This window comes from Microbulbifer variabilis, from assembly GCF_052467165.1.
Window position 1 is genome coordinate 283,399 of the sequence record NZ_CP174301.1, and the last position, 12,607, is coordinate 296,005.

General features: G+C 47.6%; 9 protein-coding genes. 8 read left to right on the forward strand and 1 reads right to left on the reverse strand.

Annotated features, from left to right (window positions below):
- The first annotated feature begins 426 nt into the window (after nt 1-426).
- The 4 genes from ACJJIP_RS01320 (at nt 427) to ACJJIP_RS01335 (ending at nt 6,011) form a co-directional block, all read left to right on the forward strand.
- Nucleotides 427-2,784 (forward strand): efflux RND transporter permease subunit, encoded by a 2,358-nt coding sequence (locus tag ACJJIP_RS01320; RefSeq protein ID WP_444946071.1) that lies wholly within the window; start codon nt 427-429, stop codon nt 2,782-2,784.
- Nucleotides 2,765-3,586 (forward strand): outer membrane lipoprotein-sorting protein, encoded by an 822-nt coding sequence (locus tag ACJJIP_RS01325; RefSeq protein WP_444946072.1) that lies wholly within the window; start codon nt 2,765-2,767, stop codon nt 3,584-3,586. Before ACJJIP_RS01320 ends, ACJJIP_RS01325 begins: the two co-directional genes overlap by 20 nt.
- Before the next feature lie 11 nt (nt 3,587-3,597).
- On the forward strand, nt 3,598-4,782 hold the full coding sequence (locus ACJJIP_RS01330) for a hypothetical protein (protein ID WP_444946073.1): 1,185 nt from the start codon (nt 3,598-3,600) through the stop codon (nt 4,780-4,782).
- A 95-nt stretch (nt 4,783-4,877) separates the two neighbouring features.
- The gene (locus ACJJIP_RS01335) at nt 4,878-6,011 is read left to right on the forward strand and encodes a hypothetical protein (protein ID WP_444946074.1); all 1,134 of its coding nucleotides are present in this window, start codon (nt 4,878-4,880) and stop codon (nt 6,009-6,011) included.
- Between the two features lie 62 nt (nt 6,012-6,073).
- Here ACJJIP_RS01335 and ACJJIP_RS01340 read toward each other — a convergent pair whose 3' ends face one another.
- Complete coding sequence (locus ACJJIP_RS01340; protein ID WP_020414365.1) at nt 6,074-6,667, reverse strand: TetR/AcrR family transcriptional regulator; 594 nt, start codon at nt 6,665-6,667, stop codon at nt 6,074-6,076.
- A 453-nt stretch (nt 6,668-7,120) separates the two neighbouring features.
- Here ACJJIP_RS01340 and ACJJIP_RS01345 point away from each other — a divergent pair, with 453 nt between their 5' ends.
- The 4 genes from ACJJIP_RS01345 (at nt 7,121) to ACJJIP_RS01360 (ending at nt 12,519) form a co-directional block, all read left to right on the forward strand.
- Nucleotides 7,121-7,420 carry a hypothetical protein gene (locus tag ACJJIP_RS01345; protein ID WP_444946075.1) on the forward strand — a complete coding sequence of 100 codons (300 nt, stop codon included), beginning with the start codon at nt 7,121-7,123 and terminating at the stop codon, nt 7,418-7,420.
- A gap of 564 nt (nt 7,421-7,984) precedes the next feature.
- Nucleotides 7,985-8,293 carry a DUF1272 domain-containing protein gene (locus ACJJIP_RS01350; protein WP_211214947.1) on the forward strand — a complete coding sequence of 103 codons (309 nt, stop codon included), beginning with the start codon at nt 7,985-7,987 and terminating at the stop codon, nt 8,291-8,293.
- Between the two features lie 228 nt (nt 8,294-8,521).
- Nucleotides 8,522-9,484, forward strand: coding sequence for a glucokinase (gene glk, locus ACJJIP_RS01355; RefSeq protein ID WP_020414368.1), 963 nt, complete (start codon nt 8,522-8,524; stop codon nt 9,482-9,484).
- Nucleotides 9,485-9,651: 167 nt separating this feature from the next.
- Nucleotides 9,652-12,519, forward strand: coding sequence for a TonB-dependent receptor (locus ACJJIP_RS01360; protein WP_444946076.1), 2,868 nt, complete (start codon nt 9,652-9,654; stop codon nt 12,517-12,519).
- Nucleotides 12,520-12,607: the final 88 nt, after the last annotated feature.

The window sequence follows — 12,607 nt, forward strand, 5'->3', positions numbered from 1 at the left end:
TGTATTGAGAGATGGAGATTGCCCAACCAATATAAAGGCGCACCCTCTGTCCCGGATTTTTTTCTTCTTCTTAATAATGGGGGATGAAAGGACTTAAAAATTTTGGCTTAACTAGGAATAGCTTTGTTATTTACAACATTAGATTTTTTCTTAGGTTCTTATTAAATTAATTTTAAGGTTTTATAGTCATCCTTTAACTGGGAGGGGTGGGTGTGTGCCAATAAAAACTTGGCTGGTTAATTCAATTAAAAGTTAATATATATAGGTCCGCATTTATTTTGATGCTAATAAAATTACACTGAATTATTTAATGAATTTGTTGCCCACTTTTTAATTACCTCAATCCGCATGGGGAAATGAAATCTACTAATACTGGTTAAAGACTATTTTTTCTTCTCTATCAGGTAGTTTGAAGGAGCTGCTTTTATGTCTTCCCCCCAATTACAGTCGAATTGGGTTGGCCGCTATGCGGACTGGCTCATTCGATATCGCTGGCTGGTCGCTATTGGTGCCCTGTTGTTAACCTTTCTCGCGGTAAGTGGTGCTAGGTTCCTCGGTTTTAACAACGATTATCGAGCATTCTTTAGTGATGCTAATCCTCAGTTACAGGCCTATGAACAGATTCAGCGTACTTATACCAAGAATGACAACATTCTTTTTGCCATAGTGCCTAAAGGTAGCGAAGCCTTCTCCACGAGTGCCCTAGCGGCGGTGGAAGAAATGACCGAAAAATCCTGGTTGTTGCCTTATGCACTGCGGGTGGATTCTATTACTAATTTCCAGCATACCATTGCTGAGGAAGATGATCTTTTAGTTCAGGATTTGGTGGAAAATGCCAGTGGGCTCAATACCGAAACATTAGCTTCCATTAAATCCACAGCTCTTGCGGATCCTACCTTGAAAGAGCGTCTGGTAAATAGTGATGGCTCTGTGACTGGAATTAATATTACCTTCCAGCTACCGCAGAAATCCATGAATGAAACACCTGAGGCAGCTGCCGCGGCTCAAGCGCTGATGGAAGAGATTGAAGCTAAGTATGATGTTGAAGTCTATGCGACTGGTATCATTTTGCTAAGTAATGCCTTCTTTGAAGCTTCTCAGTCAGACATGAGTACTCTGGTTCCACTCATGTATCTTGTCATCATTGCTGTAGTTTTCTTGCTGGTGCGCAGTGTCAGTGCCACATTTGCCGCGTTATTAGTAATTATCTTCTCCATGGCCGCAGGTATGGGACTGGCTGGTTTTATCGGCGTTAAACTGACTCCTCCCTCTGTATCCGCTCCAACCATTATTATGACCCTCGCGGTGGCAGATTCGATACATATCCTGGTCAGCTTGTTTGCTGCTATACGCCGTGGCCTCAGTAAGCATGCGGCTATTAAAGAGAGCCTGCAGCTCAACATGGGTCCAGTGTTTCTTACGTCGATCACTACAGCGATCGGCTTTCTGTCAATGAACTTTTCCGATGCGCCCCCTTTTCATGATCTGGGTAATATCACTGCTATGGGTGTGATGGTGGCCTTCTTCCTGTCAATCACTTTGCTGCCCGCACTGATGGCGATTCTGCCGGTCAAGAGCCGTGTCAGCGAATCCAAGATTGGCCGCTTTATGGATGCCCTTGGAGATTTTGTTATAAGTCGCCAACGCCCGATACTTCTGGTTGGTGTCATCATCTCCCTGGCTTTACTGGTTATGGTGCCGCGTAACGAAATCAATGATGACTTCGTTGGTTACTTTGATGAATCTGTAGAGTTCCGGGCTGACTCCGATTACATCAATGAAAACCTGTCTGGTATTTATCAATTGATCTATTCCCTGGAATCTGGCGATAGCAATGGTGTAAGTAACCCTGAGTTCCTCGCTAAGCTGGATCGTTTTACCGAGTGGATGGAAACCCAACTTGGCGTGCGTCATGTCAATACGATTGGCGATACTTTCAAACGTTTGAACAAAAACCTGCATGGTGATGATCCGGCGTATTACAAGCTGCCTGACGATCAGGAGCTGGCAGCTCAGTATCTACTGTTGTATGAATTATCCTTGCCTTATGGTCTGGACTTGAATAACCAGCTTAATGTGGCCAAGTCCTCCACGCAGGTAGTCGTAACCCTCGACAATCTGAAGTCGAAAGAGCTCAAAGCAGTGGCTGACGCCGGCAGTAATTGGCTGGAAAAAAATGTTGGCCTCACTGCTTACGGAGTAGGTCCGGCCATCATGTTTGCGAATATTGCTGAGCGTAATATGGAGGGCATGTTGGTGGGTACTCTGGTGGCACTGGTGCTGATCTCCGCTCTTATTGGTATTGCCCTGCGCAGTGTAAAACTCGGCACCTTGAGCCTGATACCCAACCTGTTACCCGCTGGCTTGGCTTTTGGCCTCTGGGGTGCCCTGGTAGCGGAGGTCAATGTTGCGGTAACCATGGTTACTGGTATGGCACTGGGTATTGTGGTGGATGATACCGTGCACTTTCTCAGTAAATATCTTCGTCGCCGCCGTGCCGGCTACAACGTGGAAGATGGGCTGCGCTACGCCTTCTCTTCTGTGGGTGTGGCAATTTTAGTGACCTCTTTGATTCTGATTGCCGGATTTATGGTACTGGCTCAGTCTTCATTCGGTATGAATTCCTCCATGGCCATATTAACTGCAATTTGTATTCTGATGGCCTTACTGGCGGACTTCCTACTATTACCGATTCTTCTGATGAAACTTGATGCCAAGGCATATGACCCAGCTATCCCCTCTATTGAAAGTAAGGAGCAAGACTATGCAACCCAACCGCTCTAAAAAACAATTTCTGACTCGAGTGCTTGCCGGCACACTGGCACTGGCACTGGCTACTTTTTCAGTCGCTGCTAATGAACTGGACCTGGCCGCAGAGAAAGGCCTGGAAATTGCGAAAGAGGCCGATCGCCGCGACTTAGGATTCGGTGATATCAGTAACAACCTCACAATGACTTTACGAAATAAATATGGTGAGGCGAGCATGCGCTCTATGCGTACCAAGACACTTGAGCAGGAAGATGATGGAGATAAATCCCTGGTAATTTTTGACAACCCGCGAGATGTGAAGGGCACTGCATTTTTGTCCTTTACCCATAAAGTGGGTTCCGATGATCAGTGGCTCTACTTACCTGCACTAAAACGCGTTAAGCGTATTTCCTCCAGCAATAAATCCGGCCCGTTTATGGGTAGTGAATTTGCCTATGAGGATATTGCCTCTCAAGAAGTGGAGAAATATACCTACAAGTATCTGCGCAATGAGACTTTTGATGGGCGAGATCACTTTGTTTTGGAATTGGACCCGGTAGACCCTAAATCCGGTTACTCCATCCAGCATATCTGGATTGATATGGAAGAATATCGGGCGTGGAGGACAGATTTTTATGATCGTAAAGGAGACCTGATGAAGACTCTTACGGTTTCCGATTACAACCAGTATGACGATAAATACTGGCGCGCAAATAAAATGGAGATGGTAAATCACCAAACCGGTAAATCTACTGTGTTGCAGTATAGCGACTGGGTTTTTGGCAACGGCTTTACCGATCGTGACTTTACCAAAAACAGTCTGTCAAGGGCGAAGTAGGAAGCGTGCCCATGGCAAACCGAAAAATACTCGCCTTTTTTCCGTTGATGGCTGCATTGAGTCAGGCGCCAGTGGCAAATGAGTTAACCGGTTACGCGGGCCTGGAGGCTCGCGCTTTTACTGCGGACCCAGCAGATTCTATCCAGAGTGATGCAGGGATTTCCGCATCTTTAAGTCTTGAGTATTATCGGGACCTTGACGATGGTAATCAGCGCTTTGTAGCCAGTGCCTTTGGTCGTTGGGATAGCGAGGATGGCGAGCGCAGCCATGGTGATCTCGGTGAGCTGTACTGGTGGAAGGCCTATGATAGTTTTGAACTCTATGCTGGTGTGCGTAAGGTTTTTTGGGGGGTTACTGAAACCCTGCATTTAGTGGATGTGATTAATCAGGACGATGCTCTGGAAAATATCGATGGTGAAGACAAGTTAGGCCAGCCCATGGTGAACCTTCTGATGGAACGTGATTGGGGCACTTTAGAGGTTTATGGCTTATTGGGTTTTCGCGAGCGGCAATTTGCTGGTCGTGAGGGACGGCTGCGTGCTTCCCTACCTGTTGATGAGGGTGGGGCAATCTACCAGTCTGACCGGGAAGAAAAACACATAGATTGGGCCTTACGCTACAGTCATGTGCTTGGAGATTGGGATCTGGGGTTAAGTCATTTTTCTGGTACAAATCGGGATCCTCTGCTGTTGTCGAGCAATGATGGCTTGCTCACACCTTACTATGCTCAGGTAGACCAAACAGGAGTGGATATCCAGACTACTCGAGGTGATTGGTTGTGGAAGTTTGAAGCCATTTCTTTTAAGCCGCGCGGTGAAGATCGTCAGACAGCTGCTGTCGGCGGTTTCGAATATAGTTTATATGGTATTCGTGAAACTGTGGCCGATCTTGGCTTGTTGATGGAATATCAATTTGATGATCGCCGTGGGCCTTGGTCTACTGCAAACCAAAATGATATAGCGGTAGGGGTTCGTTACGCTCTTAATAATACACAGGATACTGAGTTCCTGCTGGCAGTAAGTACCGATCTGGATAATGGCAGCCGCTTTACCAACCTGGAAGTTACTCATCGATTAGACGATCGCTGGCTTTTGGAGGCCGAGGCCCGTTTCTTCGGTAATGCCGATGAGGGGGATCCAACTTACAGCCTACGCAACGACGACTATTTACAACTGGAGCTGCGTCGCTATTTCTAAAAAATAGTTTTCACAGGAACCCCTCTGCGCCCTTTCCAAAATCAGTTTTGAAAGGGTGTTTTTTACGATAAGCAGAAGTTGTAGGGGGCTGTCTAGTGGTGAATTTTCGCCACATACTGTCGGTTTTTTTTGCGCTTCCCAGTATAGAGTGCGGCTTTAGAATATCAACCTGTGATCGGCATCAATCATCGAAATGTTGGAACCTTGAACAATATAAACCTAAAGATAAACCTAAAGGAATTTTCTTTTCTTCCCGGCTTGGGGGAGTCCCCCATCGAATATGCCCCCAGTGTTCGCCATGGAAAATGGGAATCACTGCATTTCACAGTATTATCTGGTCTACAAACAAACCAGGGGAAACTGTGGAACAGTTAATACCCGAAGTTGAGTGCTCGGAGAATTATCCGATATTCGTAGACCAGGATGCCGGGGGAATTTTTATTCAAGTTGGTGTTATTGGTCCTGATAACTACCGGAGTAAGGGTTGGGGAAACAAAATTGCATATGGGCGTAAGTGGCGGGTAGAGCCGGAGTTGCCAACTTTAGAAATTATTCAAACTGTTTTTCTGGCGATCAAAAAAGCGCGAGAGCATGAAATACGTGAGCGCTTTCGCCTGAAAGTAGGCTGTCATACCAGCACGCCATTTAATAACCATCATAATTTTTCGCAAATAGCGCGCAACTCTGAGTACTTTATTTTGGGTGATTCACCTATTGATGAAGGTGAAATTACCAATGTGTTACGAAATTGTTTACAGCAGGTTGAATATGCTGGAGCGAATTTTCAACTGTGGAATATGGAAATGCGCTACAAAGGGCAGTGGCTTGTAGATATTTTTATGAAATTGCCAAATGGATGCGATTTACCGGAGTTAGAAACAGGAGAGATTACCCTTTTGTTAACCCAGCTGGATGCCAACACACTGTTATTTGCGTTGATGGATCAGCTCTTAGCCATGAGTAATGACCATGTCGATCAAATTTTTAGTTATGCAGGGTTTCGCCGTTTTAGTCGCACGGTAGGCCTTAATAAGATCGCCAGAATGTCTGTAATTCTAAGGCAACAGGGGCATTTGAATAGCGACCAGGAATTTCTGCAAGCCTTTGAGCGGGCAAACGAGGCAACAGATCGGACGAGGATACCACGTCTGCATCCCGGGCCATTGGCCGAGCGCAGATTTAAAGAGCTAAACGAATTTGCACCACTACAAGGTATGCTGCCGAAGTAAATTACTTATGTTACTCAGGGCAATGTAATTACAGCGTAAAATAGCTCCAGCCAGCAAGATGATTAGGGCTTGGTGTATTGGCCCAGTATTGCAGTGAGCTGCTGGTAACTGCGTTTGCCCGCTATATTGTTACCAGTACCTTTATTCAAGGCTACAACGCCACGGCTTACAGCCATCACCAGTGCTGCAAGAGCACCACAGTCGGTATCAACCTTCAGCTGGCCATCTTCTACCGCTTTTTGCATTCTGGACTCAATACGCTCCAGCATTTCATTTGTACCTTTGGCCACCAGGTCGGCGAGAAATCCCTCGCTAGCGCCAACTTCCATAGCTGCCATGGTGGCAATACACCCTTCTGGATTTTCTGAGCTTTCCATACCCGCCTGTAGCATCTCCAAAAAGCTGCCCATGGCACTGTTAAAATCCGGGTGGTCCAGGGTGTTCATTGCGTCGCAGGCGTACTGGGAGTGGAAATGTTCCAAGCAGCGACCGTACAACTCTTCTTTACTGTGAAATGAGTTGTAGATGCTTGATTTATTCAGACCCATAGCTGATTCAAGGTCGGACAGGGAGGTGCCTTTGTAGCCCTTCTCCCAAAAGACGCGCATGGCTTTATCGAGGACTTCTGACTCATTGAACTGTTTGCGTCCACTCATGCGTTGTTACCAAACATCAAAAAAATCATATTGACATAACGACCAGGGGGGGGGCAAGACATGGAGCGGCACAGAGTAAAATATAGAGTTTCAGGATGTCTATAGCCGTTGATACTGCAGGGTAAGGTTCGTCCTGCTTTGTTTGTAGAGGATAGTTCTGGAGGTGGCTGGTTAGTCAATCTTTACTTCTCAGTTTCACAACCCCCACTAATATTCAGTATAAATTTTACCTTTGTGATAATAAGGTTAATGACTGATTCGTCAGATTACCGTTTACTATTCAAACAATTTTGTACACTTTTATCAGGTTATAAGTAAAGGGATATTGGGTAAAAGTAATACTTTGGGTAGTGCAACCCATCCCAGCTGAATGCCTGGAGACAGTTCCTAAGGGTTGAGTTATTCCCTATGATCTTATTCATTTTATAGGTAAAGATGATAAGGGGAACAGATGTGGGTATTTTTGATAAAGCCAGGGAACTTGGCGACAAGGTCAATGAATCTGTGACCGCATTTAGTAGTGATGAAGTGATTGCCAATACGGTTATTAAAGCGGTAGAAAAACAGGAGAAAGTGAAGGCCATTCTGAGGGCCAAGGGATGTAATTATCGTGTTGCTGATATTGATTTGAGCATGGGCATTCCTCCTACTGTAACTTTTGGCGTGCGCAGAATAGACGATGCTGCTGAGAACTATAATGATGAGACTGAGCGTCCTAAACAGGCACAGGAGATTGGGGGCACCCCTTTCTAGTAATAAATTTCAGCGGCTATTTAATCTTTGTCTCTCTGTTGAGTTTGGAACTTTATATCTGATGGAAATTGTAAAGCGTTGTCAATTTGTTGGAGAGAAGGCCTGGCAATCAAAGTTGATTGTCAATATGAAGGGAATTACTACCAAATTGCACTGGATGGACAAATCTTATGTTGGGCATGTAAATGACGGACAGGAGGTTTTGCGGTTATGGATGGAAGCGTGGAAATATTTTACAAGCGTGAAGGTAAGGTATGCTCCGGAGTGCTAAATGCAAGGGGTATATTTTATACGTCGGAAGGTACAGAACATCTCGTACATCCTTTAGGGGTGGCAAGGGTTCTGGTCATAGAGCATGAGAGAGGTATTTAACTGCTTTTCGCTTATTTTAAAAGTGAGGACTTTTTGTAAAACGAGTTTAAGTAGAAGAGAAATTTATTGTTATTTTTTATGAGAAAAATTTTCAGTATAAAAACAGACATGTCTATCTGATTATGGGTTGGTTTTTCTTTTCGATAGATGATCAATTAGTGGAGTTGGCAAAATAATAGAGGAGTGTTTCCAGTGCTGGAGCTGAGGCCGAATTGTGAATGTTGTGATAAAAATCTACCGCCAAATTCTGTTGAGGCAATGATCTGTACTTATGAGTGCACCTTCTGCAAATCCTGTGTTGAAGAGGTTTTGAGTAATGTCTGCCCCAATTGCGGTGGTGGATTTTGCCCTCGCCCTGTACGGCCGCGGTTGGCAAGACGTGAAGGAGTGGGGATCCGGTTTCAACCTGCATCGCAAAAGCGAGTTTTGAGTCGCTACAGTAAAAAGGAGATGCAGGACTTTGCTGTGTCCGTGAAGGGAGTAGCCCCTCAAGAGCGCTGAAAGCCCTTAAAGAGGTATAAAGCTAGTTTGGTTGTTTGACCAAATCTAGCCCTGCAGTCTAGATTTTGCTGTTATTAAGTGCCTAATCGCAAATATGGCCAGTCTATCGACTATCCGGTTCCTCTCCGGGCTGAGATAGCCCCTTTGGCAAACTTTTGGGGCTGGCAATATTTTCTCTGACACCGTAACTTATATCGCCTTTTTTGGGGGGATCTCATAGGGATAAATATGACAAGTATCGTAGCGGATATCGGCGGCACTAATGCCCGCTTTGCCATTGCCAAACCGGTGGCGGCTGGTTACCAGCTTGAAGATCTGAAAGTAGTGGACTGTAAGCGGTTTCAGGGCTTTGATGCCGCCCTGCAACACTGGCTTGATGAACTGGAAGGCCCCCGGCCTGAGAAGGCGTGTATTGCGGCCGCGGGCCCTCTAGAAAAGACCGCCTCCGGTGGCCGCGTCTATATGACCAACCTTGGCTGGAGTATTGATGCAGGAGAGTTGGCCAGGGAGTTTTCCTTTCCGCACCTCGAACTGATCAATGACTTCGCCGCATTGGCGCAATCCCTGCCTCGTCTGGGAAAAGACGATTATGAAGTATTGCGAGATGTTCCCCGGCTGCGGGGTGCGCCAATGGCTGTACTTGGGCCGGGAACCGGTCTTGGTGTAGCAGGTTTGGCTGAGGCAGATGGCCGCTATCATGTCCTTGCTGGAGAGGGCGGCCACGCCAATCTGACAGTATCCACTGAGCGAGAATTACAGCTTCTGCAAATCATGATGAAGAGCCGCGCACCTATTTTTAATGAATGGGTGCTGTCGGGCAATGGCTTGGTGAACCTCTATCGTGCGGTCTGCGAATTGAATGGACAGGAACCGGAAGACTTGAGCCCTCCCGACATTAGCGCGCGCGGATTGGGCGGAACAGATCCCGTATGCCGTGAAACTTTACTGGATTTCCTGAATTTCCTTGGAAGTGCGGCTGGGGATGCGGCGTTGTATATCGGGGCCCGAGGGGGTGTCTTCTTAGGTGGTGGGATACTGCCACGTATTGCGGAACTGCTGCCGGAGAGTGAATTCGAGCAACGTTTTCTGAATAAGGGCCGGGTAGCCCAGTGGATGGAGGCTGTGCCTGTTTATGCTCTTAAAGCCGGTTACCAAGCCTTGATTGGCGCTGCGGTACAGCTTGAGGGGTGATTTTCCTGTATAAATAGCCAACATACTAAAGTGTGGGGTGTAGAGATGCGCCCCTGTGAACAAAATCACAGTTTCTCCCACCTCCTCCCCCCTCGGGGGAGGATGTTATGGATTAGGGGCCGCCCTAGGATGCAGGGTCTCAACATAACGATAAGTCCAGGGAGAAGATGATGAGTCTATCCAATAAAGGTAAAGGGGCGCTCAGACCCACTTTGCTATCTGCTGCCATCGCGGCCTCCGTGTCCACCTCGGTTGGGGCCTATGCGCAAGAGCAGGAAACACTGGAAGAGGTAACAGTTACCGGTATTCGCACCAGCGTTTTGGACTCAGTTGAAGCCAAGCGCGCCGCCGATGTTGTGGCCGATGTGGTAGATGCGGGCGCTCTGTCATCTCTTCCCGATCAATCAATCGCTGATGCCCTGGGCCGCTTGCCCGGCGTAACCACCGTGCGATCCAACGGTCAGTCCTCACAGCTAAATATCCGCGGTATGAATGGCGACTTCCTGCAGACCACCCTGAATGGTCGTGAGCAGGCCTCTACCAGTGGTTATACCGAAAGTACTCGCTGGATCTCTTTTGACCAGTATCCAGCTGAGCTGATTAATCAGGCAGCGGTCTACAAGACTCCGAAAGCCTCTCATATTGAAGGTGGTGTAGCGGGCTCTGTAGAGCTGAAAACAGCCAATCCTCTCGACGCCGAGAAAGAACACAACTTTAATGCCAATGTGCGTATGTCGTTTAACGACGCAGCCGACGACGTCGGTGCCGACGAATTCGGTGAGCGTGTCACGCTGTCGTACATGGGTAAATTTATGGATGATAAGGTGGGCGTCGCCCTGGGTTATTCCCACCTTGAGCAGCCGAACAGCTTTGTAAAGTCCCGCACGGGTGCAGACGCCCAGATCGGTTATGAACCGCCGGCAAGCGATTACGATGGTGACGGCAGCGCAGATGCCTTGCCGCGCGCATTCCAATGGCAGTCAGGTGATGGTACCGATACCCGTAATGGTTACCTGGCCAGCGTCGTTTTTGAGCCTACCGATGGTTTCAAGGCCCAGTTGGATTACTTCAAATCTGACTTTGAGCGTGTGGATACCCGCCACGGTATTACGGTTGGTGGGCTGGCCAATACAGACATGTATACCCTTTCCGATACGGAAGTAAACGGCGGAGTGGTTACCGATGGAACGGTAATTATTACCGATCCAAAAACTGTTTACGATTCCAGCCCCTGGTTTGAATCCCGCTCTGAGGATCAATCCACTCAGGCGGATAGCGATAGTATTGGCCTGAACCTGGAGTGGAATTTTGGTGACCGCCACACTCTGGCCGTTGACTACTCCTATAGTAAGGGCACCAAGACGCGCAAGGATCAGATTGTATCCATGCACGCTTACGACCTGACCTACGATGACAATGGGAACTTAGAGACCTGGGAAGAAGCTGCTGGGCAGAGCTTTGCCTATTCCCTTAATGGTGACGGTATTCCCTCAGGCGTTTTCTCCGGTGTAGATTTCACCGATCTGGATACCATGCGTTTGTCGCGCTACGAAGAGTACCCCCACGAGTACACCGATAAAGTTGAAGCCTTCAAGTTCGATTACAAGTTTGATTTGGAGTGGCGAGCGATTACCTCTATTGAGACTGGATTCCGTGTCTCTGAGCGTACTTTCGATTCTGAGCGTGGTGCTTTCCTGTACGGTAGCCGCGATGGTCAATTCAATGACTACTGTGCGGATAACCTGTCCGACATCGATTGTGAGCCGCAACTACTGGACGGCTATGTCAGCGTTGAATCCACCAATGGGATACCACAATTCGTAGTCAACGATATGGATGCCCTGGCTTCCAGCATTTTTGGTGCCGGTAATTACGAAGGTAAAAAGGTATTTAGCCAGGACTGGACTTTCGTTGAGTCCGGTGCTGTGAAAGAGGAAGTTTTTGCCTACTACCTGATGGCCAATATTGAAACCCAGCTGGGTAGTATTCCAGTAACTGGTAATTTCGGTGTACGGGTTGTTGAAACCGATGTGAAGTCCAGCGGTATCCAAAATGTGGGTGCTGGCAATGGTATCGAAATTACTGATGACGTGGATGTAACTTCAGATAGCTACGACTATGTTGAGTACGGCCCCGAATACACAGACACCCTGCCTTCCCTTAACTTGAACTTTGAGCTGACCGAGCAGGACTACATTCGCTTTGCTGCAGCTAAAGTGATGGGCCGTCCGCCGGTTGGGCAGCTGAAGGGCGGCGCTGGCTCCTGGAACAGTGTTAACAACGATGGCGCTACGGAGTACAACGTTTGGACCAAGGGGTCTCCCTACCTCGATCCTTTCCGTGCAAACCAGTTTGACTTGGCTTATGAGCACTATTTCGAAGATGGCGGCGCGGTAACTGCAGCCATTTTCTGGAAAGATATCGAAAGCCTCGTAGAAAAGCAGTATATCTACCTGGACAGCCAGGCAGATCGAACGGCGCTGTTTGATTCCCTGGGCATTGAAATTCCCGTGGGTCTGGAAGCCGGCGCTTTCGAGACTTACGTGAACAACGACAAGGGTGGTTATATTCGAGGCATCGAGCTTGCGGGTACCAAAACCTTTGATCAGCTGCCTGGTATTTGGGCTGGCTTGGGTATGACCGCCAGCTATTCATATACTGAGAGTGAAACCGAAGTGAGTGGCGGTAACCTCTATGGTGAAAACCTGCCGTTGCCGGGCCTCTCTGAAAATGTCTGGAGCACTACAGTATTCTGGGACATCGGTAATTTCAGCTCCCACGTCAATGTTCGCTATCGGGATGAATTTATCCTGAATATGCCGGTACCAGGTAGCTCCACACCTGTGGAAGCACAAGCCTATACCACTGTCGATGCACAGATATCCTACGCATTTGATAATGGTATCGATGTGATTTTCTCAGCGAACAATCTTACGGATGAGGCTGATGTGAAATCCTACGGAGTAGATGGCGTTCTCGGTGAATACACTGAGTTTGGGCGTCAGTTCTACCTCGGCTTGAACTATAGCTACTAAGTATCGCTGATTCTTTCGGTGTAAAACCGGAGATGTGATAAGAGACCGCCCGCTGAGCTACGCTTGCCGGGCGGTTTTTTTTGGAATA

What these genes read in the sequence shown, in the direction of transcription:
- ACJJIP_RS01330 (WP_444946073.1), top strand. Translation starts at nt 3,598, where the DNA reads ATGGCAAACCGAAAAATACTCGCCTTTTTTCCGTTGATGGCTGCATTG.
- ACJJIP_RS01360 (WP_444946076.1), top strand. Translation starts at nt 9,652, where the DNA reads ATGATGAGTCTATCCAATAAAGGTAAAGGGGCGCTCAGACCCACTTTG.
- ACJJIP_RS01340 (WP_020414365.1), bottom strand. Translation starts at nt 6,667, where the DNA reads ATGAGTGGACGCAAACAGTTCAATGAGTCAGAAGTCCTCGATAAAGCC.
- glk (WP_020414368.1), top strand. Translation starts at nt 8,522, where the DNA reads ATGACAAGTATCGTAGCGGATATCGGCGGCACTAATGCCCGCTTTGCC.
- ACJJIP_RS01325 (WP_444946072.1), top strand. Translation starts at nt 2,765, where the DNA reads ATGCAACCCAACCGCTCTAAAAAACAATTTCTGACTCGAGTGCTTGCC.
- ACJJIP_RS01320 (WP_444946071.1), top strand. Translation starts at nt 427, where the DNA reads ATGTCTTCCCCCCAATTACAGTCGAATTGGGTTGGCCGCTATGCGGAC.